Source organism: Blautia wexlerae DSM 19850, from assembly GCF_025148125.1.
GTDB lineage: Bacteria > Bacillota > Clostridia > Lachnospirales > Lachnospiraceae > Blautia_A > Blautia_A wexlerae.
In genome coordinates this window covers 4,407,562-4,430,417 of the sequence record NZ_CP102267.1, presented here as the reverse complement: position 1 = coordinate 4,430,417, position 22,856 = coordinate 4,407,562, and the positions used below count along the sequence as shown (strand labels likewise).

Sequence of the window (22,856 nt, the reverse complement as noted above, 5' to 3'; positions counted from 1 at the left end):
TGTATATTAAGTGTAAGGCGTTTTACACATGGAAGGCGGTGACACGGTATCGAAGATTTCATACTAATTAAAAAAATCCAGTCGGGTGACACAGATGCATTTGAGATAATTGTCCGAAAATATTATCAGTCAATTTATCTATTTTGTTGTCGGCGATTGAACGGCAATCCAGATACCGCCGCAGATATTACACAAGATGTTTTCTTGAAATTGTTGGAGAATATTCAATCAGTACGAAAGATCGGGAAATTTCAAAACTACCTGCTAACGATTGCTGTTAATACCTGTAACAATTATACTAAGAAAGCAAAACCCCTGTATATGGATTTAGAAACTCTTGAAGATATAGAAGATACTGATAATGCCTTTGAAAAAATTGAGCTTAACGAACTTAAAGCGCAAATTCAATATGCAATCAACACATTACCGGACTATCAAAAAGAGGTCATCATTTTACGATTTTATTATGATTTGAAAATCCGAGAGATTGCAACCATTACAAAAGCTAGTGTTTCTACTGTAAAATCTAGGCTCCAACAGGGGATTAAAAAACTGGAACGATATTTGGCTGATTTTAGAGGAGGCGATAATGTATGACCCAAAAACAAAATGGTGTATTAGAATGGTTGCAGAGTTGTGAAACGCCTGCTCCATCTGAACCTAAAATTAAAGCAGTAATCGTAGCTGGAAAAAGTTACATGAATAGTTCTGAATTCAATAAAAATTCAATGCGAGATATTATATTGAACCAACTTCAATTTCTGCCGCTTTCTTTCTGGATTGTTCAAATAATACTCACTATATGTGCAGTATTATTAGCATGTATCCTGGGCCAATGGAGGGTTCCATTTTATTATCCATTGACAATCCTTGCAGTTATGGTTCCATTCCTTGCGTTATTAGGTGCAATAGAAATATCTAAAAGCAACATCTATGGTATGTGGGAAATTGAACAGTCTAGTAGAACAACGCTGGTAAAAATTGTAGCAGGTCGTATGCTGATTATTGGAGTAATCAACCTTTTCCTAATAACAGTCATTTTAATTTCAATGGCATATATTTACCAGAAATCAATGATTGAAATGGTGTTGTATGGTTTGATTCCATTTAATATTTCTTGTACTTGTTATCTTTTTATATGCGCGAAAAGCAGGACAAACGATAGCTTGTATCATTTAATCGCTTGTATGATTTTTCTTTCTGGAACATTTTCTCTTGTACTCCATCAGCGATTTATATTTGAAGCGTCTATGTTCTGGGGATGGATTGGATTTTATGTGTTATCTATTATCCTATTAGGGAAAACACTTCAACTGTACTTGAAAAAAGAAAAAATGATTGGAGAATTGATATGGAACTTACAATAAATGATCTTTCAAAAGAATATGGAAGAAAAAAAGCTGTAAATCATTTCAGCGCAAAATTAACAAATGGTGTTTATGGTCTACTCGGGGCAAATGGTGCGGGCAAGACAACTTTGATGCGAATGATTTGCGATGTCCAAACTGAAACGAAAGGAGCCATTTTTTTTAACGGGAAAAACATTCATGATTTGGGCGAGAAATATCGTAATATCTTAGGCTACCTGCCACAAAATTTTGGCTATTATCCTAACTTTACAGCGTATAAATTTTTGATGTATATCTCTGCAATAAAGGGGCTGCCGCCTAAAAAAGCCCATAATCGCACAATGGAGCTGTTGCAGGTTGTTGATCTGCTCACACAGAAAAACGAAAAAATCAAAACTTTTTCCGGCGGTATGAAACAACGCTTGGGAATTGCTCAAGCATTACTAAACGATCCCCGTATTTTGATTTTGGATGAACCTACAGCTGGACTTGACCCGAAAGAGCGGGTGCGGTTTAGGAATCTGATTAGTTCTTTGGCAGAAAATAGAATTGTAATTTTGTCCACTCACATTGTTTCTGATGTTGAATATATCGCAAATGAGATTCTGATTATGAAAAATGGCGAGTTAATTCAACATGGTTCTCCAGAAGAAATTTTGAAGCCGATTGAAAAATGTGTTTGGGAATGTGATGTATCTCGAAAAGAGGCCGAAGAATTAGAATTGAACTATGTAACAGCAAATCTGAAACATAATAATGGTGCAGAACGGCTGAGGATTATTTCTCAAGAAGCACCATGCAGAACCGCTTGGAATGTTGATCCAACATTGGAAGATTTGTATTTATACTATTTTGCGGAGGTATCCGAGCATGAATGAAATGATAAAAGCAGAACGAAATAAAATATGTTCGAGAAAGCAAACACGAATGTTGTTTTTAGCTGGTATGGTTCTTATCGTTGCCTATTTTTTCTTTTTTCAATTTAATTATCAAAATGTTTTCTATGATTATGACCTTGAAAAAATGGCATTAGCAAGCGGTTTTACAGCCATTGAACAACGGAAGGAAGTAGCAGAAATATTTGAAGGAAAACTCTCTCAAAATACATTACTTACTATGCAAGAAAAAATCGACCAAGCAAAACAAGCAACTGTTGGACAAGATGAAAATTCTGCTTTTTCTGCTGTTCATGTTTATCGTGACCAAGCGGCGATTCTGGAATATTTGACAAATTCTGATGGTAGTTTTAAGTCACTCGAAACAGCATATCCAAATAGTCCAACTGTGACTTTAGGATATTGCGATGGCTGGGATAAGCTATTATCTGGAATGGGGAGCATCTTGTCCATAATGATATGTTTAATTGTTGTAATCACTCTATCTCCTGTTTTCTCAGAAGAGTATGCACTTCATACAGATAGCATTATTTATTCGGCTCGGTATGGCCGAACCAAACTCACAACTTCAAAAATTATAGCGGCCTTGGAAGTTGTAATTGGCACATACCTCTTGTATTTACTGCTAAATTTAGTTCTGTATGGCTGTACCTATGGGTTACAGGGGTGGAATGTAAGCATTCAATCTTCATTACATTATGCTTCTTCAATATATAATTTGACCTTTTTGCAAATGTTCTTTATCTCTGTAATATTGAATATTTTTGGGATTGTAGCCTTGACAACTATTACATTGTTTTTAAGTGCTCAAATGAGTTCTCCTGTTACAGCGCTTATTACTTCTTGCGTCATCTGCTTCTTGCCAGTTGTGTTTGATTTTAATGATAGCCTTCCTGTTTTACAAAAAATGCAGGAAATTTGCCCGATTTTTATGCTTCATACAAACGGTATATTTTCTGATATGAAAACATATTTCGGTATGAGCCAGCCGGTCTTTATGATCATCCTTAATGTTGGATTGATATTCGTATTTTATAGACTAACAAAAAATATATCAAAGAAACATCAAGTTACAGGGTAATTTTGATGAAAGAGACAAGTTGGGTTAGTTGTCCTATATGCCATAATAAAACCCGAATAAAAATACGAATTGACACGGAATTAAGGAATTTCCCCTTGTTCTGTCCAAAATGTAAACAGGAAACGCTCATTCATGTAAAGCAACTGAATATATCCGTTATTAGAGAGCCAGACGCATAGACGCAGAGCCGATAACACGCAGGCTAACATGACTGCTGTTATCGGCTTTTCATATTCTTTTAAACCTGCCCCGCCTAATGGGGAAAGAAAAAAACCGTAGCTGGGCAGGTTGATTTTGTGCGCTTACTCTAGATACCCTGGCGGCGGTTTTGAGAAATCAGAGCCGCCGTTTCTTTTCGTCTACCCTAAACCAACGACGACCCAACACCGTGTAAATCCACGGCGGCATATAGGAGGATGCCGCCGTGTCTATGTTTGCGTCTTTTCACAGTATCCATGATCTGCACCAGTTAAAAAAAGCCTGTTCCCAGCAGCGGAGCAATGCGGTCAGAAGTATGCACTATACCATGTAACTAAACAGCAAAATATACTCTATTACGCTCGTATGGCTTTATGCCGTCCGGGCGCTTTTTTGTCCCTATGGAGCCGGAACATCGGGTCAGCATGGCCCGAACTTTATCCCCAGTGCCGCTCCCCGCCGCCTCATTCAGATTTACCAAAAAATCTGAATGGAGGAAAGGCAGATGGAAGTTACCATCAATTATAACGGACAAGCTGTGACCGTGGAGGTCACGCTGGAAGTCTATGAATTTCTTGACCGTGCCGATCACAAGACGGAAAACCTTGCCCATGAACAGCGGCGGCATTGGGACGGGCGGGAGTTTGACGAGTACATAGCTTTTACCGAGGGCGTGGGCGTTTACAGCGAAACGCCGGAGGAATACCTTTGCCGCATGGAAACGCTGCATGATCTGATGGCTGTTCTGGACACCTGTACCGAGGCCCAGCGCCGCCGGTTCCTGCTCTATGCGCTTGACGGGCTGAGCCTTGCGGAGATCGGTGTGCTGTGCGGCTGCTCCAAAGTAGCTGTTTATCAAAGTGTGGAGGCGGTCAGAAAAAAATTTATAAATTTCTTTGAGAACAGGCTTAACGAATGACCTGTTTTCTGGCTACCAAGTGAAAGGGATCATTTCCCTTATCTCAGCGAGGGGCGGACAGCGGACGAGCTGTCCGCCTCTCCGATTTTCAGGAGGTAAGCCTATGAAAACAATCAATCTGCGGTGGATGTATCCCCACTACCGGCATGACGAGTTTGTGGATGTTACGGACGAGGTATGGGCAGCGATGTATCAGGCCCAGCGGGAGATGGAGAACTATGAGCGTCGGAAAGTCTACCACCGCGCCTACTACTCTCTGGACGCATACAGCTGGCTGGAAAATTACGCACTGGAACACAGCAGATCGCCGGAAGATATTTTGCTGGAACGAGAAGAAATGACCACCCGCCTGCACCTGATTGCAGCTCTGCCTGCGGCTCTGGCTCATGCCACTCCGACACAGGCCCGCCGTGTTCACGCCTACTACATTGCCGGTATCAAGCAGCCGGAAATCGCCCGGAGAGAGGGTATCCATAGCAGTAAGGTCAGCGTTGCCATCCACCGGGGGCTGCGGAATATGCGCCGCTGCTATGATGACCTTTTTCAAACAGAGTGAGGGCGTGCCTATGCAGACCATCAATCTCAAACAATATTATCCATTTTGCAAAGAGGACATTTTTGTGGAGGTGTCCGATGAGATCGTCGAAGCGTTTCTTCTGGACAAGAGAGCCGAGGCCGCCAGAGATCGCAAGATGTTCCGGTATAAGGCGTTTTATTCCCTCGATTGTAACGATGGAATCGAAAATGCCGCCATCGGCTGGGCGCAGCCATCTCCGGAGGACTACCTGATAGAAAAAGAAGAATTAGCCGAATATGAAGAACTGATACGGCGATTGTACGAAGCCATTTCTTCCCTGCCGCCTATGCAGGCTCGCCGTGTCCACGCCCGCTATATGCTGGGTATGAAAGTGAAAGATATTGCCGCAATGGAGGGTATCACGCCATCACAGGCGGGAAAATCCATCCACGCTGCACTGCGAAGGCTGCGCCGGTACTTTGCGCGTCAGAAATGGACGGTCAATCTATGAGTATTTCCAAAGAAAAGAGGTGCATGACATGAACGAAAAAAATACAGCCCACCCCCAAAAAGAAGAACGGGAGAAAGTACTGAAGGAGATCCGGCAGCTTGAAAACCGAAAGAAGATTTTGGAGAACAAGCAGCGAAATGAAGAACGCAGGGTTCGCACCCGCCGCCTGATTGAGCGTGGAGCCGTTTTGGAGGGGATTTTCCCGTTGGCTCCCGACCTTTCCGGCGCAGAGGTCAAAGCATTTCTGATTACCCTGTCCCATCTTCCGGGGGCTGCGGAATTGACTGCAAACCTGCCAAAATCCGGGGACACGCCATAAGTCCCTTGTTTACAAGGGCGCACTTATACACCGTTGCCGGTGTCGTGCGCCCTGCCGGGGGCTGTTGCGTACTTCGTCCGCGATGGGGCGCTACACTCCCCAAACCCCTTGTACGCCCCGCGCAGCCAAACACACGCTTCGCGTTTGTTCGGCTCCACGGAGCCTGAAATATCCCCGCCGAAAGAAGGTGCCACCCATAGATTTTTGTCATATCCCCGTCAGTATTATCAAGCGCAGCGCAGGCCGTTCTGCTGTTGCCGCAGCTGCTTACCGCAGCGGAACCAAGCTGACAAATGAATGGGATGGAATGACCCACGACTACACCCGGAAAGGCGGCATTGTCCATGCGGAGATCATGCTGCCTGCCCACGCGCCGCCGGAATTTGCAGACCGATCTATCCTCTGGAACAGCGTGGAGCAAATCGAGAAAGCAAGGGACAGCCAGCTTGCCCGCGAGATTGAAGCAGCCCTGCCCCGTGAACTGTCCGGCGAACAGCAGCTTGCCCTTGTGCGTGCCTATGTGAAGGACAACTTTGTAGGCAAAGGAATGTGCGCCGACTTTGCTATCCATGACAAGGGAACCGGCAACCCCCATGTTCATATCATGCTGACCGTCCGGCCCCTGAAAGAAAATGGCGCATGGGGCGCAAAGTGCCGCAAGGCATACGACCTGGACGAGAATGGACAGCGTATCCCGGACGGGAAAGGCGGCTGGAAGAACCACCGGGAGGACACCACCGACTGGAACGACAAAGGGAATGTGGAGATTTGGCGGGCGGCATGGGCGGCCTGCACCAACAGGGCATTGGAGGCCGCCGGTCATCCCGCCCTGGTAGACCACCGCAGCTACAAGCGACAGGGCATTGATAAAATCCCCTCTGTCCATCTGGGGCCAGCCGCCAGCCAAATGGAAAAGCGCGGTATCCGCACCGACAAGGGAGAAGTAAACCGGCAGATCGCCGCCGACAACAAGCTGCTGAAAGAAATCAAAGCCCGCATTACCCGTCTTTATCGCTGGTCGAAAGCCGAAACGGAAAAACCACAAACACAGCAAAGCAGCTTGACCGCCTTGTGGGAGGCCCAGCAGCAGCTCAAGCGGCCTGACACCCGCACCGGCAAAATCCGGGCTTTGCAAGAAAGCGCTGCACTATTCAGCTTTTTGCAGGCAAACGGCATCCAGTCTATGCAGCAGCTTCATGAAAAAATCGCTGATATGAACAGCCGTTACTATGACCTGCGCGGAAAGATCGTCAAGGCCGAGCGCCGGATCACTACCCTTACCGAGCGCGGGGAGATGTGGGAACAGTACAACCAGTACAAGTCCATCCACAAGCAGCTTGCCAAAGTAAAGCCGGAAAAACGGGAACAGTTTGAACAGCGCCACAGCCGGGAACTGATCCTCTATGACGCAGCGGCCCGGTATCTGAAAGAACTGAAAGACAACGGCGAGGCAATCACCCCGAAGGCATGGCAGCGGGAAATCGACCAGCTGACCGCCGGAAAGCAGACGGATACGCTTGCCATGAAATCAATGCGGGAGGATTTGAAAGCAGTGGAACGGCTCCGCAAAACCGCCGAGCAGTTGTCCCGACAGGAACGGGACAAACCTCACGACCGGGAACCGGAGCGGTAAGGGCTACCGTGTTTTGGCGTACTCCTTTTAGGCGCGTCGCGTTTCACGACACCCTTTTGCACACAGAAAAACCGCCGTACAGGTTTCCCCATACGGCGGCAGTCGGTTTATTTGCCGAACAAGTCGCTGTGTGTGCCGGTGCGGGCCAGCGTCAGCACCAGAACATCATCTTCTATGCGGTAGACAAGCAGCCAGTCCGGGAGAATATGACATTCCCGATGGCCTGCCCAATCGCCGGACAGGTCATGGTCACGGTTCTTATCTGGCAGCGGTTCGCCCATTGCCAGCAATGCTACGACCTGCTCCAACAGCTCAATTTTCAAGCCACGCTTTATAGCTCGTTTGTAGTCCTTTTTGAAACTGGTCGTGTACTTGACGGTATATTTGGTTTCTTTCATCTTTTCAGGTCAGCAAACAACTCGTCAAGGTCATTGTAGCCCTTTACAGACGGGTCTTTTGCAATCCTTTCCGCTTCCAGCATGGCAGCAACCGTTTCTTTGTTCGGCTGTTCCAGCCTTACTTCAAAGGGAATGCCGCCTTCACGAAGCGACTGGCGCACAAAGATGTTAAACGCCGTAGTCAGGTTCATGCCAAGTTCAGTAAACAGTGCGTCCGCCTGTGCTTTCAAATCTGCGTCCATGCGGATACTGATGTTTGTGGTATTTCCAGCCATACGATCAACCCCTTTCTGCTGGCAATTATAGTATATGCCATTTGCACGAAGAAAACAATACTTTGCACGAATATTTAACAATAAATTCATTCAAGGAGGTTACCTGCTTTGTGAGAGAAATCATTTATGAAGAACGACAAGACTGAACCTATCCCCGTCATGGATTACCGCCAGTACCGCAGAGCGCGGAGGCTGGTGCATGAGTGCTGCAACTACATCGACGGAAATTGTATCGCCCTGGACGATGGGGAGGAATGTGTCTGTGTCCAGTCTATTTCCTACTCCCTGTTGTGCAGGTGGTTTCGGACGGCGGTATTGCCGCAGGATAAGGAACTGGAAACGGCGCTGTTCCACCGGCTGAATGCGAAGAAATGCGCCGTATGCGGGGCGCTGTTTACCCCCCGTTCTAACAGGGCCAAATACTGCCCGGAATGTTCCACTCGCATGAAGCGGATCAACGCCGCAAAGCGCAAGCGGAAACAACGGGAGAAATGTCACGCTTTAGGGGCTGAAAAACCCTTGTAAATCAAGGATTTTTTCGAGGGTGTCAAAGGCAGGCTGATAGATTTATCCTCCGACCCCTAAAACGGCCTTAAAATGCGTACAGAATCCCAAGAGAAACCCCAAGGAGGAACCCTATGTCAGACAACCGAAAATATTATTACCTGAAACTCAAAGAAAACTATTTTGACGATGATTCCATCGTGCTGCTGGAAAGTATGCAGGATGGTGTGCTGTATTCCAACATTCTGCTCAAGCTGTATCTGAAATCGCTGAAACATGGTGGACGGCTTCAACTTGACGAGGACATTCCTTACACGGCGCAGATGATCGCCACCATCACCCGCCAGCATATCGGCACTGTGGAGAGGGCCTTGCAAATCTTCCTGAAGCTGGGCCTTGTGGAAGTGCTGGACAGCGGCACCTTCTACATGAGCAATATTGAACTGCTGATCGGCCAGTCCTCCACCGAGGCCGAGCGAAAGCGGGCGGCGAGGCTCCAAAACAAGGCTCTTTCCGCGCCCCGGACAAACGGCGGACATTTGTCCGACATTCGTCCACCAGAGATAGAGTTAGAGAAAGAGATAGAGATAAAGAGAGAGATAGAGAAGGGACGCTCCGCCCGCGCCTATGGCCGTTACCAGAATGTTTTCCTGACGGACGGGGAACTGGCAGACTTACAGGCCAGCTTTCCCACCGTATGGGGCCAGTACATCGAAAAGCTGTCCGAGTACATGGCCTCTACCGGCAAGCGGTATCAGAGCCATGCAGCGACCATCCGGCGCTGGGCCGGTGAGGACGCTAAAAAAGCTGTCACACCCTCACGCAACCGGGATTACAGCGTAAAGGAGGATGAAACTGTATGATTGAGATTACCGCAGAAATCCGGGCGTTCATCGACAAGGCAGCTGTCGGTGTGGAATTGGCCGGGGACGAGTATATAGATCCGTCAGACGGTCTCATCCACTGTAAGAAATGCGGCGGACAGAGGCAGACCGTTGTGCCATGCTTTGGGAAATCCGGCTACTTTATGCCGCGCTGCATCTGCCAGTGCCAGCGGGAGGCTGAGGAGCAGCGCAAGGCTGCTGAAGAACGGCAGCGCCGCATGGAGCGTATCAAACGCCGAAAGGCACAGGGCTTGCAAGACCGTTATCTGTACGACTACACATTTTCCAATGATAACGGGCAAAACCCATTGATGGACAAGGCTCACGCCTATGTGGAGAACTGGAAAGAGGCATATAAGAGCAATATCGGGCTTTTGCTGTTTGGAGATGTGGGAACCGGCAAGTCTTTTTTCGCCGGATGTATTGCCAACGCTCTACTTGACCAGGATGTGCCGGTGCTGATGACGAACTTCCCCACCATTCTGAACCGCCTGACCGGGATGTTCTCTGAGGACAGGTCAGAGTTTATTGCCAGCTTTGACGAATATGACCTGCTTATCATTGACGATCTGGGTGTAGAGCGCAGTACAGAATATGCTATGGAGCAGATGTTTTTCGTCATCGACAGCCGCTATCGCAGCCGCAGACCCATGATTATCACAACAAACTTGAAACTGTCCGAGTTGAAAAACCCGCCTGATCTGGCTCACGCCCGTATCTATGACCGTATTTTGGAACGGTGTGCGCCGATTCTTTTTGACGGGAAGAATTTCCGGGAAGAAAATGCCGGTGCTACCCGACAGACAGCAAAAGACATTGTAAACAGTAAGCAAGACTGATTTTTTACCGGGCGGCACAGACCCGTTCGGAGAAAGGAGCGCCATGAACAGAGAACCTCGTACTATGCAGGTGGCAGACGCCGCTACTGCATCCAGAGCGCCGAAAAACACGCCAGCGATGGTAAAGAAAATCGGCAAGACAACCTACAAGGTTCATGTCCATTTCAGCAATACCAGCACAGAAACCATGAGCGATAAAATCAAGCGTATGCTCAAAAATGAAATTCAGCAGATGTGAAAGACTGATAAACGAAGCCGCCTTGTGCTAAACTGATGATGGTACGCACCAAAATTTTTGTCAAGGAGGATACGAAAATGCTTTACACAGAAAAAGAAAAACATGAAATTGAACGGGTAAAGGAGGTCTTTGCGGAACATCTGCGGCAAAGCCCTGATTTTGAACTGCTCTGGTCGGACAAGGTAGGCTATGTCTGGCTGACGATTGGCGTAAATCCAGTCTATGTGGATACCGGTATCAGAATCGAATCTGCCGCCGATCTCTGTTACAGGTGTTTGGACGATGTAGCTACGGATGTTTTATATATGACGGGCAACGATCACGCGCTGGAAGCAGCCGATCCGCTGGAATTGGCCGAAATCAAGCGGCGCTGGGAGCCATATATCAACCAGCTGCCAGACTATGCGTATCTCTGCAAAGACCTGCTGAACGGAAAAATGTAATCTATCAAACGAGGTGTCAGGAGCCATACAATGCTTCTGGCACCTTTTTTGTGGATTTTTTGTGAATTTGATTAAAAAGTCCTTGACAACTCGTTTCTGGAAAAACAGCAAAGTCGATCCTTATTTCCTGTGCTTCCAGACTGGCTCCTTTTGACATTAAAGAAGTCAGGGAAATTACCATGTATGACGAACTGGATCTGGATATGCTGGGGGATGAACGGACTGCTCTTTTCCTTATTATGAGTGATACGGACGGGACCTTTGCATTTTTGATCAGTCTGATCTATTCCATTTTGTTTAACCGCTTGTGCGAACGGGCAGATGATATATATGGCGGAAGGCTTCCCATCCATGTACGCTGCCTGATCGACGAGGCGGCAAATATCGGGCAGATCCCGAACCTGGAGCGTCTTATGGCGACCATCCGAAGCCGTGAGATCTCTGCCTGCCTGGTGCTGCAGGCGCAAAGCCAGCTCAAAGCCCTGTATAAAGACAACATGGACACCGTCATCGGTAACTGTGACGCCTCTCTTTTCTTAGGAGGCAAAGAAGAAACCACCTTAAAAAGCTGGAACTCCCTATTGGGGAAAGAGACCATCGACCTGTATAACACCAGTGTCACAAAGGGCAATCAGGAATCCCACGGACAAAATTTTCAAAAGCTGGGAAAGGATCTGATGTCGGTGGATGAACTGGCAGTTATGGACGGGGGCAAATGTCTGCTGCAGATCAGGGGTGTGCGGCCGTTCCTCTCCCGGAAATACGATATAACCAAACACCCAAATTACAAACTGCTTTCCGATTTTAATGAGAAGAACGCTTTTAATATCGAAAAGTTTCTTTCTACCCGGATGCCGATGCGTCCCGGTGAACGATACCGCAATTATGAAGTCACAGCCGAAGATCTGGCTTCCCAGACTTTATAGAGTTGTTCCTGCCTGTCAAAGCATGATGCCCCGGCAGGCTTTGTTTTTGTCACGATGAAAGGAGGATTTTTTGAGGATTCGTGATTCTCCCTGAAAAGTAAATAACCGCAGGATTCTTCCTGCCCCATGCCGCCGTGCTGTTTGAAACAGATTTTTTTCTAAAAACAGTGCGGCGACTTTTTTTGTTTCCGGCCTGATACGGCCATATCACAAATTAAAATTTCTGAAATTAAAGGAGGAACATTATGGCATTTTTTGCAAGCGCGATTGATACTTTGAAGATCCTTGTGATCGCCCTGGGCGCAGGTCTGGGCGCATGGGGTGTTGTAAACCTTCTCGAAGGTTACGGAAATGATAACCCAGGTGCAAATGCTCATGTGCGGTAAAGTAATAAAAAGATTTAGGTAGCCGCCTTAACTATTCCTAAATAAGATAATATGCACAGTATTTTCTCGTAAATAGAAAATAAATTATTGCATTTTACCAATTATTATGTTAAAATGACAATGTAACAAAGAGCTATGTATTTTTAAGGAAAGGGAGGAACTTATGAATTTAAGAAAATCTATTTTAGCACTTTCAGTAGTAGCTGGAATTGTAGCTGCTCCAATGACTGTATTTGCCGCTCATACTCATAGTTGGGGTTCTCCCCAGTACTATGGATATGAAGATGAAATGCCTGGTATATATGATGACTGGGATAAATGTGCGACACGTCATGTATATAATTACAAACAATGTTTAATTTGTGGAGAAGTAAGCATTTATGAAGTTGAGACGATTGAAATGTCTCACAAATGGGTGAATGGTGCATGTGTATATTGCAACAAAGGTTACGCGAAAGAGATAAATTAACATAGTATCATTACCGGCAAGTTTATAATCAAAAAATAGAAAGCATTGAGAATATTTCAAAATTTCTTGAAAGTACTCTCAGTGCTTTCTTTGATAATATGAAAGGAGAAATAAATGCAAAAAAAACAACTTTCTGTATTAGTACTAATTATTTTATGCTTTTTATTAGGATGTAACAGAGAAACACCAAAAGATGAATCTCAACAAAATTATGAAGATGAATCTAATATTTCTAAAACAAATGGAGAAGAACTTGTAAATATAAACAGTGAATTGTTAGGTTCGACTCCTTTTGATATCCAAATCGATAAAACAGCATTGCAGACTAGAAAAGAAACAGAAACAGAAGTTACAATAAAGACAAATTTAACAGACTGGGGTTATACTGTTTCTTCTGAAAAAGGGAAAATATCTGATATAAATAAAAATTCATTCATATATATAGCACCTAAAGATGAGAGGGATGATACTATAAAAATACAATTATCGGACTATGAAAATGGCATATCATATGAATATACAATTCCACTTATTTTTGCGGGAAACAATGAACATTCTTTAGATAAATTCAAGGAAAATCTTTCAAGATTACCTAATAGTTAGTAAAGAGTCGATAGACTAAAGTACCACCATCCTCTTTTATTTCAACTGAATATCCATCCCGCCGCACCGCAGCGGCACATGAAGCAGTAAATCCGAAAAAGATTTGCTGCTTTTTTTGCGTCCATTTTTGGCAAATTTCCAAAAGTTCCGTATTAGACAGTGAAACCAAAAAAGGCTGCCATTTTTTTCAGACAGCGGGCAAAACGCAGCTTCCGAAACGCCTTATTGTCGGGAAAGACCGAGCCGCCGGAAAAGTTCTTGCCGGAAAGTCCGTCCATTCTGCTCTTTTGTGGTTTGTAGGGAGTAAGGGAAAAACGCCAGCCCGCAGCCTTTTATAAAAAAAGCTGGTTATAGATTTTCTGAAAAAGTGGCAGTAGCAAGTGAACGGCAGGCCGGCAGTTTCTTAGAGCAAGATTCTACCGAGGTGCCAAAATTCGCTTATCGCTCATTTTGCCCCTGCGGGAATCTTGTTGGGGAGTGCCTTCCCCAAACCCTGCTTATGCGGCTTGCGCCGCTGAAAAACCCCTCAAAATATTTTTCGGATTTTTCAAAAACAGTTCCGCTTCACACCCTGTTTTTCTCCTATTAGTGAGAGGACACCACGCACAGAAAGGAGGTCAACCACCTATGAAACGATACAACACGCCGCACCGCAGCCGGGTAGTCAAAACACGCATGACCGAGGAAGAATACGCCGAGTTTGCCCAGCGGCTTTCTGCTTACCACATGAGCCAAGCCGAGTTTATCCGGCAAGCCATAACCGGGGCAGCCATACGCCCCATCATAACCGTTTCCCCCATCAATGACGAGCTGCTTGCCGCTGTCGGGAAGCTGACCGCCGAATACGGGAGGATCGGCGGCAACTTAAACCAGATAGCCCGGACGCTGAACGAGTGGCACAGTCCCTATCCGCAGCTTGCCGGGGAGGTACGGGCGGCGGTTTCCGACCTTGCTGCCCTAAAGTTTGAAGTCTTGCAGAAAGTGGGTGACGCTGTTGGCAACATTCAAACATATCAGCTCTAAAAACGCCGACTATGGCGCAGCGGAAGCCTATCTCACATTTGAGCATGACGAGTTTACCATGAAAGCCACCCTTGATGAAAACGGGCGGCTGATACCGAGGGAGGATTACCGCATTTCTTCCCTCAACTGCGGGGGCGAGGATTTCGCTGTTGCCTGTATGCGAGCCAATCTCCGCTATGAGAAAAACCAAAAACGGGAAGATGTGAAAAGCCACCACTATATCATCAGCTTTGACCCACGGGACGGGACAGACAACGGCTTGACCGTAGACCGGGCGCAGGAGCTGGGCGAGCAGTTCTGCAAGGAGCATTTCCCCGGACACCAAGCCCTAATCTGCACCCACCCGGACGGGCATAACCACAGCGGGAATATCCATGTGCATATCGTCATCAACTCCCTGCGGATTTACGAAGTCCCGCTTCTGCCCTACATGGACAGACCAGCCGACACGCTGGAGGGCTGCAAGCACCGCTGCACCAACGCCGCTATGGAATATTTCAAGAGCGAAGTCATGGAAATGTGCCACCGGGAGGGGCTTTACCAAATCGACCTCTTGAACGGCAGCAAGGAACGGATAACCGAACGGGAATACTGGGCGGCAAAGAAAGGGCAGCTTGCCCTTGACAAAGAGAACGCCGCCAGAGAAGCCGCCGGACAGCCGACCAAGCCCACCAAGTTTGAAACGGACAAGGCGAAGCTGCGCCGGACGATACGGCAGGCACTTTCCCAAGCTGGCAGCTTTGACGAGTTTTCTTCCCTTTTGCTGCGGGAGGGTGTGACCGTCAAGGAGAGCCGGGGGCGGCTTTCCTACCTCACGCCGGACAGGACAAAGCCTATCACAGCCCGAAAGCTGGGGGACGATTTTGACAAGGCTGCTGTCCTTGCCCTGCTCACGCAGAACGCCCACAGAGCTGCCGAACAGACCAAAGCCATACCCGAATACCCTGCCGCAGTTAAAAAGCCGTTACAAGGGGAAAAAGCTGCAAAAACCACCACGGCAGACAACACCTTGCAGCGCATGGTTGACCGGGAAGCCAAGCGAGCCGAGGGCAAGGGCGTGGGCTATGACCGCTGGGCGGCAAAGCACAACCTAAAGCAAATGGCAGCTACCGTTACCGCCTATCAGCAGTACGGCTTTTCCTCCCCGGAGGAACTGGACGAAGCCTGTTCTGCCGCCTATGCCGCCATGCAGGAAAGCCTTGCGTGGTTGAAGCAGGTGGAAAAGACGCTGAACGGGAAAAAGGAGCTGCAACGGCAGGTGCTTGCCTATTCCAAGACCCGCCCTGTCCGGGACGGGCTGAAACAGCAGAAAAACGCCAAAGCAAAAGCAGCCTACCGTCAGAAGCATGAAAGTGACTTTATCATAGCAGACGCAGCCGCCCGCTATTTCAGGGAGAACGGCATTTCCAAGCTGCCGAGCTATAAATCCCTGCAAGCAGAGATTGAAAGCCTTATCAAAGAGAAAAACAGCGGCTACAACGATTACCGGGCAAAACGGGAGGAGTACCGCCGCTTGCAGACTGTCAAGGGCAATATCGACCAGATTTTACGCCGGAGCGAGCCGCAGCGCAGAAAGGAGCAGAGCCATGAACGGTAATATCCCCCGCATGGACTACCGCCAGTACCGGGCAGCCCGCCGCCTTGTGCATGAGTGCTGCAACTATGACAGCGGGAACTGCCTGCTGTTGGAGGACGGCGAGCCTTGCGTGTGTGTACAGAGTATCAGCTATTCGCTGCTCTGCCGCTGGTTTACCGCCGCTGTCCTGCCCCTTGATGAAGCACTGGAAGCCGCCCTCTTGCGCCGGGGAAGCCGGAAACGCTGCGCTGTCTGCGGGGCGTTCTTCTTCCCAAAATCCAACCGGGGGAAATACTGCCCGGACTGCGCCGGACGCATGAAGCGGATAAACGCCGCCAAACGGAAGCGGAAACAAAGGGAGAAATGTCACGCTTTAGGGCATTTCAAACCCGCATAAATCAAGGCTTTTTTGGAGGGTGTCAAAGGGTGCGTGATACATTTATCCTTTTCCCTTAAAAACGCCCCCTAAAAGCGTAACAGAACCCACAGACAGACACCACAAGGAGGTGAACCCTATCGCTGATTATATGACCGCAGGAACGGAGCTGCCCGCTTACCTGCCTTACCCCCGTTTCCTGCTGGAAACAGACCTATCCCACACCGCAAGAGAGTTATATGCGCTGCTGTTAGACCGTTCCACCCTTTCGCAGAAGAACGGCTGGCAGGACAGCGAGGGACGGACATACATTGTCTACCCCATAGCAGAGATAGCGGAAATGCTGGATAAAGGCTGCACCACCATAAAGGGCGCACTGAACGAACTGGACGCTGCCGGGCTGCTGGAACGCAGACGGACGGGCTTTTCTGCCGCCAACCGTCTGTATGTGAAAGTGCCGCCTATCCCAGTGGTACAGTTTTCCGACCAACTGACGGACGGAAAACCGCCCCTCATAAGGGCGGGAAACCGACCAACTGACAGCCGGAAAACTGACCTTATGACGGTCGGAAAACCGTCCCCTAACCAAACTAATATAAACAACCTAATAGAGAGCCAAACAAAAGGAGCGAGTGAGGGGCAGCCCCCCGCCGCTTATGGCAGATATAAAAATGTATTTCTTTCTGACACAGAACTTTTGGAGCTGGAACAGGACTTCCCCGGCAAGTGGGAGTATTACCTTGACCGCCTTTCCTGCCACATCGCTTCCACCGGGAAGCAGTACCAGAGCCATGCAGCCACCATTTACAAGTGGGCGCAGGAGGACGCTGCCAAAGAGAAGCCAAAGAAAGGCATACCGGACTATTCATTCAAGGAGGGAGAAAGCCTATGACCGATACAATCCACAACACCATACTGCCTATGACCGACACCACAGCCGAGCCGGAGGATTACACCGGGGAGGACGGGCTTTTATACTGCGGCAAATGCCGGAAACCCAAAGAAGCCTATTTCCCGGAGGGCAAGACCTTTTTCGGGCGTGACCGCCACCCGTCAGAGTGCGACTGCCAGCGGGCAGCCCGTAAGGAACGGGAAGCCGCCGAGAAGCGGCGCAGCCACCTTGAAACGGTGGAACGGCTGAAACGGCAGGGCTTTACAGACAAGACCATGCAGGACTGGACATTTGCCAACGATAACGGCAGCTGCCCGCAGATGAAGAACGCCGCCGGATATGTGGCACGCTGGGAACAGATAAAGGACGGGAACTACGGGCTGCTCTTGTGGGGCAGGGTAGGCACTGGGAAAAGCTATTTTGCCGGGTGTATTGCAAACGCCCTCATGGAGCAGGAAGTCCCGGTGTGCATGACAAACTTTGCAGCAATATTAAACGACCTTGCCGCCAGCTTTGCGGGCAGGAACGAATATATTTCCCGCCTTTGCAGCTTCCCCCTGCTCATCATTGACGATTTTGGAATGGAGCGTGGCACAGAATACGGTCTGGAACAGGTCTACAATGTGATTGACAGCCGCTACCGGAGCAGGAAGCCGCTGATTGTGACGACCAACCTCACGCTGGAGGAATTGCAGCACCCGGAGGACACCGCCCACGCCCGGATTTATGACCGCCTGCTTGAAATGTGTTCCCCTCTCTGCTTTACCGGGGAGAATTTGAGGAAAGCCGCCGCACAGGGAAAAATGGAACAGCTGAAACGGCTGCTTGCCGGAAAGGAGATTTGCCTATGACCGACACCCAGAGAAACAAACGCCCTGCCCGCCGCCCGGACTGCGTGACCGAAACGAGGATAGGCAACACAATCCTTGTGGTGTCTGGCTTTTTCAAGGAGGGGGCGACCGACACCGCCGCTGACAAGATGATGAAAGTGCTGGAAGCAGAAGCCGCCGCCGGATATTTGACCTGTGATAAGCCTGATTGAAAAACCGTCATTTTTACCGACCGTAAAGAAGCAGATTTGACGCTTTTGCCGCTATACAGACAGCCGCCCCATGTGGTACAATCAAGGTACGGAATAGTGGGGCTGGCTGTCGGAAACGGAGGAATTTATGTTAAGACAGACCACCCAGCAACTCATTACCGCCCTTTACCCAAGACTGTCCCATGAGGACGAGCTGCAAGGCGAGAGCAATTCCATTTCCAACCAAAAGAGGATTTTGGAAACCTATGCCAAACAGAATGGATTTTCTAATCTGCGCTGGTACACCGACGACGGTTATTCCGGTGCGAACTTTCAAAGACCCGGATTTCAAGCCATGCTTGCAGACATTGAAGCAGGGAAAGTCGGGACAGTTATCGTCAAGGATATGTCGAGGTTAGGGCGAAACTACTTACAGGTGGGAATGTACACAGAAATGATTTTCCCACAGAAAGGTGTCCGCTTCATCGCTATCAATGACGGAGTGGACAGCGCACAGGGGGAAAATGATTTTGCCCCGCTGCGGAACATTTTTAACGAATGGCTGGTGAGAGATACGAGCAAGAAAATCAAGGCAGTAAAACGCTCTAAGGGCATGAGCGGAAAGCCCATCACAAGCAAGCCCGTCTATGGCTACCTCATGGACGAGGACGAAAACTTTATCATTGACGAGGAAGCCGCCCCGGTGGTACGGCAGATTTACAGCCTTTGCCTTGCCGGGAACGGTCCGACCAAGATAGCCCGTATGCTGACCGAGCAGCAAATCCCCACGCCGGGGACGCTGGAATACCGCAGGACGGGCAGCACCCGCCGCTACCACCCCGGCTATGAGTGCAAGTGGGCGACCAATACCGTGGTTCATCTGCTGGAAAACCGGGAATATACGGGCTGTCTGGTAAACTTTAAGACCGAGAAGCCGTCCTACAAGCTGAAACACAGCATAGAAAATCCCCCGGAAAAGCAGGCGGTTTTTGAGAACCACCATGAGCCTATCATTGACCGGGAAACGTGGGAACGGGTGCAGGAGTTACGCAAGCAGCGCAAACGCCCCAACCGTTATGACGAAGTGGGCTTGTTCTCCGGCATACTCTTTTGTGCCGACTGCGGCAGCGTCATGTACCAGCAGCGATACCAGACGGACAAGCGCAAGCAGGACTGTTATATCTGCGGAAGCTACAAGAAACGCACCGCCGACTGCACAGCGCACTTTATCCGCACTGACCTCTTGACCGCTGGCGTACTCTCCAATCTGCGGAAAGTTACCAGCTATGCGGCAAAGCATGAAGCCCGGTTTATGAAGCTTTTAATCGAGCAGAATGAGGACGGGGACAGACGCAGGAACGCCGCCAAGAAAAAGGAGCTGGAAGCCGCCGAGAAACGCATAGCCGAGTTATCTGCTATCTTCAAGCGGCTGTATGAGGACAGCGTAACCGGGCGCATATCGGACGAGCGTTTCACAGAGCTGTCGGCAGACTATGAAGCCGAGCAGAAAGAACTGAAAGAACGTGCCGCCAGACTGCGGGAAGAACTTTCCAAAGCGCAGGAAGCCACCGCAAACGCTGAAAAGTTTATGAATGTGGTACGCAGGCACACTACCATTGAAGAACTTACCCCTACTCTGCTGCGGGAGTTTGTGGAGAAAATCGTTGTCCATGAAAGCGTTGCCCTTGACGGGAAACGCCGGGGCAAGTTACGCAGACAGGAAATCGAAATCTATTATTCTTTTGTCGGCAAGGTAGAACTGCCCGACACCTAACCGCCCGACCTATCCGACATACCTCATGTGCCGGATAGGAACGGCAAAATTTTTTACACTTCTATTACTTCTTTATCACACATAAGCAAAATCCCAGGGGATCAAGCAGTTCATGGCTAATTAAAGGGAACAAAAAGAAAGGGAATGCACAATCCAGACGGTATCAGCGGCAGGCTACAAGAATAAATTGTGATTTCACAAGATTGGTGTTATAATAAGAGAAAAGTTCCTGCCGGGGCAACCGCCCCGGTGGTATGGATAGAAAGGCAGGAAAACAATATGCACATCAGCTATAAACCACTCTGGCACACACTGTTAGAGCGTGATATGAGAAAAGAGGATTTAAGGCTTGCTGCTGGTATGACAACAAATATGATTGCCAACATGAGCAAAGAGGGAAAGCACATCAGCATGGATACATTAGCCCGTATCTGTGAAACTCTGAATTGTGAGATTACTGATGTGATTGAGTTAGTACCAGACGAGCCTGCTTCCACAGGAGGTAAGGAACATGAGCGAATTGAAACCAAGAATAACGGAAAACGGAATTGATTATATCCTTGTCGGAGATTACTACATTCCAGGCTTGAAACTGCCGGAGGAACACCGCCCTATCGGAAAGTACGGACGAATGCACCGGGAATATTTAAGAGAAGTCCACCCAGCCAGATTGAATACATTGATACTGACCGGAGAATTGTTGACATATCTTGCAGACCTGAATGAACAGGCACAAAAACGGTTAGACACTATCATGGAGCAGATGAAAGCTACCGAGGGCGTGACAGAGGAATTGAAGTGTACCCGACAAATGGAATGGGTGCAGCGTTGCAATAACATTCACAACAGGGCAGAAGAAATTGTTTTGTATGAGATGATTTATTCATAACGGGAGCAATTAAATCGGAGGTATATAAGATGATTGAAATTGTATTTGGTGAAAGTGCCTGTGGAAGTTTGAAAATTGCCCAAACTTACGGCAAGGGAAAGTATAGAGGAAGTGCTGTTTCAATATTTATGAGGCACGAAGACGGGAGTGTTCCATCTTCAGATGAAATGAAAAAGGCACAGCTTCAAGCACAGGAACAAGAACGCATTGCTTGGGAGAATGCTATTCCATTGGGAGGCAAGAGCAGTGATGTTTATTGTTTTGATATGGTTCTTAGTGTGGGAGATATTTCTGATAATGGAATTGGCGAACAGCGGAAAAATATTTTCAAGAAAATGCTGTCTGTCTGCTTTGTAGAGGATTTAGATTATCAGGTTGAAGAAAAAATACAGAAAATTAAAACTACATTGACCTCAGTGATTGAACGATATGTAGCTGGGGAAGAAATTCGCATTTGGTATAGCTATAATCCAGATGAGCTTTGTGGTATGTATTGGCTTATGAAACAACTTCAACCATTAAACTGCCAGACAACAATTTATTTGGTTAAGTTACCTACATGGGAATATGGAAAAGAAAATACTATGACATCCAAAATAGCATGGGGCGAGGTGTCTCCTGGCGAATGGGGAAACTATATAACTCTACAAGAGAAAGCTAATCCTGTATTTCTTTCAGCTTGTACTATGAAATGGAATCAACTTCAAAATGAAAATGCACCTTTGCGTGCAATGTTAAATGGTAAATTGCAAAGCGTTTCAGAAGATATATATGATAGTTTCATTCTTCGTGAAATTGCGGAACAGCCAGAGCAATTCAAAATGGCTATTGTCATAGGTAATGTTTTAGGAAAATATCAACTTGGAATTAGTGATGTATGGATTTCCAATCGCATTGATAAAATGCTTGAAGATGGTGTGTTGGAAATTATACAGGACGCACCAAAGGGAGAAACAAATTATCGCCGAATATTAAGAAAACGAATGAAATAATAACCACAGCACAAACCGCTGCTACATGGAATCCAACAAACCATGCAACAGCGGTTTTCCTTTACCGTTTTTTCCTCTGGCTGATAGGCGTTCCCATTTTCTTTGATTTTTTGAGAATACGAATGAACCAGCGAAATTCTTCTTCTGACAGGTTTTTATAGTTGATACCAAGCTGCTTGCAGTAAAGGATAACCAGTTTTTCATCTCGACTGCCCTTGAAATTTTCGACCGCTTCCAGATTTTCTTTCAGTTCATCGGCAACGGTAGTTTGGGGCGCACTCTCGCTGTCCTTTTTGTGGAATTCCCGAATATCCCGGATAATCAGGTTGAGGTCATCCAGAACCATGTGACTGAAATACTCATCATCACTGATATGTGCGGCTTGCAGCACCTTCAAATGCGGGTCATCTTCGCCAGGGCGATACCGTTCAATAATTTCATGCCGGACGGTATCAACAAGGGAGTTGAGATTTTGGATTTGCATGGTGGCAATCCCGTCCACATAAATCTCAATGTCCGCAAGAAACTTGATAAAGTCCTTATGGGTGGCAAGTTCGCAGAGCAGACGGTTGTTAATCCGACCGCTTTTCAGCAGTGCCACCATCTCATCGTTCAAATGCAGCTCCGTCAGTGGCGTGTTGATCTGCTCCCTGTTCTCTGTCCGGCACAGCAGATAATCGACGGAAACCCCATAGAAGTCTGCCAGCGTGATAAGGTTGCCATGATTGATTTCCTTATAATCCTCTTTTTCATAACTGCCAAGGGCTGATTTAGAAATGCCCGTCAGCTTTGATAGTTCTTCCAGATTTAAGCCTTTGTCTTTGCGGAGTTCCCAAAGGCGTTCCTGTATGCTTGTTGCAACTTTCATGGGCGCACGCTCCTTTCCGGTGGTTTTATTTCTGCCGTTTAACTGGATTATATCACA

Annotated in this window: 33 protein-coding genes and 1 pseudogene; 30 read left to right on the top strand and 4 right to left on the bottom strand. The window is 47.6% G+C overall.

Annotated elements, in window-relative coordinates; translation table 11 throughout:
• Positions 1–48: 48 nt before the first annotated feature.
• The 10 genes from NQ550_RS20685 (at position 49) to mobQ (ending at position 7,423) form a co-directional block, all read left to right on the top strand.
• On the top strand, positions 49–597 hold the full coding sequence (locus tag NQ550_RS20685; RefSeq protein WP_025577983.1) for an RNA polymerase sigma factor: 549 nt from the start codon (positions 49–51) through the stop codon (positions 595–597).
• Positions 594–1,367, top strand: a complete 774-nt coding sequence (locus tag NQ550_RS20680) for a hypothetical protein (RefSeq protein ID WP_016300379.1) — start codon at positions 594–596, stop codon at positions 1,365–1,367. Before NQ550_RS20685 ends, NQ550_RS20680 begins: the two co-directional genes overlap by 4 nt.
• Positions 1,352–2,227 carry an ABC transporter ATP-binding protein gene (locus tag NQ550_RS20675; protein WP_025577980.1) on the top strand — a complete coding sequence of 292 codons (876 nt, stop codon included), beginning with the start codon at positions 1,352–1,354 and terminating at the stop codon, positions 2,225–2,227. Before NQ550_RS20680 ends, NQ550_RS20675 begins: the two co-directional genes overlap by 16 nt.
• A complete protein-coding gene (locus tag NQ550_RS20670; protein WP_025577979.1) occupies positions 2,220–3,326 on the top strand; it encodes a hypothetical protein in 1,107 nt (368 codons plus the stop codon). The genes NQ550_RS20675 and NQ550_RS20670 overlap by 8 nt, the downstream gene beginning before the upstream one ends.
• Before the next feature lie 5 nt (positions 3,327–3,331).
• Positions 3,332–3,505: a cysteine-rich KTR domain-containing protein gene (locus NQ550_RS20665; protein ID WP_081026450.1), complete on the top strand. Its 174-nt coding sequence runs from the start codon at positions 3,332–3,334 to the stop codon at positions 3,503–3,505.
• 524 nt (positions 3,506–4,029) lie between these two features.
• A complete protein-coding gene (locus tag NQ550_RS20660) occupies positions 4,030–4,443 on the top strand; it encodes an RNA polymerase sigma factor (RefSeq protein WP_025577978.1) in 414 nt (137 codons plus the stop codon).
• A 103-nt stretch (positions 4,444–4,546) separates the two neighbouring features.
• Positions 4,547–4,999, top strand: coding sequence for a hypothetical protein (locus NQ550_RS20655; RefSeq protein ID WP_025577976.1), 453 nt, complete (start codon positions 4,547–4,549; stop codon positions 4,997–4,999).
• 10 nt (positions 5,000–5,009) lie between these two features.
• On the top strand, positions 5,010–5,471 hold the full coding sequence (locus NQ550_RS20650) for an RNA polymerase sigma factor (protein WP_009296689.1): 462 nt from the start codon (positions 5,010–5,012) through the stop codon (positions 5,469–5,471).
• Between the two features lie 28 nt (positions 5,472–5,499).
• Complete coding sequence (locus NQ550_RS20645) at positions 5,500–5,790, top strand: DUF3847 domain-containing protein (RefSeq protein ID WP_025577972.1); 291 nt, start codon at positions 5,500–5,502, stop codon at positions 5,788–5,790.
• 187 nt (positions 5,791–5,977) lie between these two features.
• On the top strand, positions 5,978–7,423 hold the full coding sequence (gene mobQ / locus NQ550_RS20640; protein ID WP_025577970.1) for a MobQ family relaxase: 1,446 nt from the start codon (positions 5,978–5,980) through the stop codon (positions 7,421–7,423).
• 107 nt (positions 7,424–7,530) lie between these two features.
• Here the strand turns inward: mobQ and NQ550_RS20635 are convergent, their stop codons facing one another.
• Both NQ550_RS20635 and NQ550_RS20630 read right to left on the bottom strand, forming a co-directional pair.
• Positions 7,531–7,821, bottom strand: a complete 291-nt coding sequence (locus tag NQ550_RS20635; protein ID WP_002596328.1) for a type II toxin-antitoxin system YafQ family toxin — start codon at positions 7,819–7,821, stop codon at positions 7,531–7,533.
• A complete protein-coding gene (locus tag NQ550_RS20630) occupies positions 7,818–8,096 on the bottom strand; it encodes a type II toxin-antitoxin system RelB/DinJ family antitoxin (RefSeq protein ID WP_005924829.1) in 279 nt (92 codons plus the stop codon). Before NQ550_RS20630 ends, NQ550_RS20635 begins: the two co-directional genes overlap by 4 nt.
• A gap of 126 nt (positions 8,097–8,222) precedes the next feature.
• On the opposite strand from NQ550_RS20630, the gene NQ550_RS20625 reads away from it, so the two are divergent.
• The 9 genes and pseudogenes from NQ550_RS20625 (at position 8,223) to NQ550_RS20585 (ending at position 13,388) form a co-directional block, all read left to right on the top strand.
• Positions 8,223–8,621 carry a cysteine-rich VLP domain-containing protein gene (locus tag NQ550_RS20625; RefSeq protein WP_081703195.1) on the top strand — a complete coding sequence of 133 codons (399 nt, stop codon included), beginning with the start codon at positions 8,223–8,225 and terminating at the stop codon, positions 8,619–8,621.
• A 113-nt stretch (positions 8,622–8,734) separates the two neighbouring features.
• Positions 8,735–9,463 carry a phage replisome organizer N-terminal domain-containing protein gene (locus tag NQ550_RS20620; RefSeq protein WP_025577966.1) on the top strand — a complete coding sequence of 243 codons (729 nt, stop codon included), beginning with the start codon at positions 8,735–8,737 and terminating at the stop codon, positions 9,461–9,463.
• Positions 9,460–10,323, top strand: coding sequence for an ATP-binding protein (locus NQ550_RS20615; protein WP_025577965.1), 864 nt, complete (start codon positions 9,460–9,462; stop codon positions 10,321–10,323). Before NQ550_RS20620 ends, NQ550_RS20615 begins: the two co-directional genes overlap by 4 nt.
• A 64-nt stretch (positions 10,324–10,387) precedes the next feature.
• The gene (locus tag NQ550_RS20610; RefSeq protein WP_425459037.1) at positions 10,388–10,561 is read left to right on the top strand and encodes a transposon-encoded TnpW family protein; all 174 of its coding nucleotides are present in this window, start codon (positions 10,388–10,390) and stop codon (positions 10,559–10,561) included.
• Between the two features lie 35 nt (positions 10,562–10,596).
• A complete protein-coding gene (locus tag NQ550_RS20605) occupies positions 10,597–11,004 on the top strand; it encodes a hypothetical protein (protein WP_005924804.1) in 408 nt (135 codons plus the stop codon).
• Positions 11,005–11,090: 86 nt separating this feature from the next.
• A pseudogene (locus tag NQ550_RS20600) lies at positions 11,091–11,930 on the top strand (VirD4-like conjugal transfer protein, CD1115 family); the annotation flags it as partial.
• Between the two features lie 245 nt (positions 11,931–12,175).
• Positions 12,176–12,316: a Maff2 family mobile element protein gene (locus NQ550_RS20595; RefSeq protein WP_025577957.1), complete on the top strand. Its 141-nt coding sequence runs from the start codon at positions 12,176–12,178 to the stop codon at positions 12,314–12,316.
• Positions 12,317–12,479: 163 nt separating this feature from the next.
• Complete coding sequence (locus tag NQ550_RS20590; protein WP_002569240.1) at positions 12,480–12,785, top strand: hypothetical protein; 306 nt, start codon at positions 12,480–12,482, stop codon at positions 12,783–12,785.
• A gap of 114 nt (positions 12,786–12,899) precedes the next feature.
• On the top strand, positions 12,900–13,388 hold the full coding sequence (locus tag NQ550_RS20585; RefSeq protein WP_002569239.1) for a hypothetical protein: 489 nt from the start codon (positions 12,900–12,902) through the stop codon (positions 13,386–13,388).
• A 152-nt stretch (positions 13,389–13,540) separates the two neighbouring features.
• Here NQ550_RS20585 and NQ550_RS20580 read toward each other — a convergent pair whose 3' ends face one another.
• A complete protein-coding gene (locus NQ550_RS20580; protein ID WP_007037420.1) occupies positions 13,541–13,666 on the bottom strand; it encodes a hypothetical protein in 126 nt (41 codons plus the stop codon).
• 89 nt (positions 13,667–13,755) lie between these two features.
• Here NQ550_RS20580 and NQ550_RS20575 point away from each other — a divergent pair, with 89 nt between their 5' ends.
• From NQ550_RS20575 to NQ550_RS20525, 11 genes are all read left to right on the top strand, one after another.
• Positions 13,756–13,977, top strand: a complete 222-nt coding sequence (locus NQ550_RS20575) for a hypothetical protein (RefSeq protein ID WP_156327584.1) — start codon at positions 13,756–13,758, stop codon at positions 13,975–13,977.
• A 38-nt stretch (positions 13,978–14,015) separates the two neighbouring features.
• Positions 14,016–14,411: a plasmid mobilization protein gene (locus tag NQ550_RS20570; protein WP_002594236.1), complete on the top strand. Its 396-nt coding sequence runs from the start codon at positions 14,016–14,018 to the stop codon at positions 14,409–14,411.
• Complete coding sequence (locus NQ550_RS20565) at positions 14,383–16,008, top strand: relaxase/mobilization nuclease domain-containing protein (protein WP_025577956.1); 1,626 nt, start codon at positions 14,383–14,385, stop codon at positions 16,006–16,008. Before NQ550_RS20570 ends, NQ550_RS20565 begins: the two co-directional genes overlap by 29 nt.
• On the top strand, positions 15,998–16,384 hold the full coding sequence (locus NQ550_RS20560) for a cysteine-rich VLP domain-containing protein (RefSeq protein ID WP_002594234.1): 387 nt from the start codon (positions 15,998–16,000) through the stop codon (positions 16,382–16,384). The genes NQ550_RS20565 and NQ550_RS20560 overlap by 11 nt, the downstream gene beginning before the upstream one ends.
• Before the next feature lie 130 nt (positions 16,385–16,514).
• Positions 16,515–17,255 carry a replication initiator protein A gene (locus NQ550_RS20555; protein WP_002594233.1) on the top strand — a complete coding sequence of 247 codons (741 nt, stop codon included), beginning with the start codon at positions 16,515–16,517 and terminating at the stop codon, positions 17,253–17,255.
• Positions 17,252–18,106, top strand: coding sequence for an ATP-binding protein (locus NQ550_RS20550; RefSeq protein ID WP_002594232.1), 855 nt, complete (start codon positions 17,252–17,254; stop codon positions 18,104–18,106). Before NQ550_RS20555 ends, NQ550_RS20550 begins: the two co-directional genes overlap by 4 nt.
• A complete protein-coding gene (locus tag NQ550_RS20545) occupies positions 18,103–18,297 on the top strand; it encodes a transposon-encoded TnpW family protein (protein ID WP_002594231.1) in 195 nt (64 codons plus the stop codon). Before NQ550_RS20550 ends, NQ550_RS20545 begins: the two co-directional genes overlap by 4 nt.
• Positions 18,298–18,424: 127 nt before the next feature.
• The gene (locus NQ550_RS20540) at positions 18,425–20,050 is read left to right on the top strand and encodes a recombinase family protein (protein WP_002594230.1); all 1,626 of its coding nucleotides are present in this window, start codon (positions 18,425–18,427) and stop codon (positions 20,048–20,050) included.
• Between the two features lie 279 nt (positions 20,051–20,329).
• Positions 20,330–20,602: a helix-turn-helix domain-containing protein gene (locus NQ550_RS20535; RefSeq protein WP_002593556.1), complete on the top strand. Its 273-nt coding sequence runs from the start codon at positions 20,330–20,332 to the stop codon at positions 20,600–20,602.
• Entirely contained in the window at positions 20,562–20,939 is a 378-nt protein-coding gene (locus NQ550_RS20530) for a TnpV protein (RefSeq protein ID WP_005335912.1), read from the top strand. Before NQ550_RS20535 ends, NQ550_RS20530 begins: the two co-directional genes overlap by 41 nt.
• A gap of 29 nt (positions 20,940–20,968) precedes the next feature.
• Positions 20,969–21,931, top strand: a complete 963-nt coding sequence (locus tag NQ550_RS20525; RefSeq protein WP_005601707.1) for a DUF3658 domain-containing protein — start codon at positions 20,969–20,971, stop codon at positions 21,929–21,931.
• Between the two features lie 61 nt (positions 21,932–21,992).
• Here the strand turns inward: NQ550_RS20525 and NQ550_RS20520 are convergent, their stop codons facing one another.
• Positions 21,993–22,799: a helix-turn-helix domain-containing protein gene (locus NQ550_RS20520; protein ID WP_008372835.1), complete on the bottom strand. Its 807-nt coding sequence runs from the start codon at positions 22,797–22,799 to the stop codon at positions 21,993–21,995.
• Between the last annotated feature and the right edge of the window lie 57 nt (positions 22,800–22,856).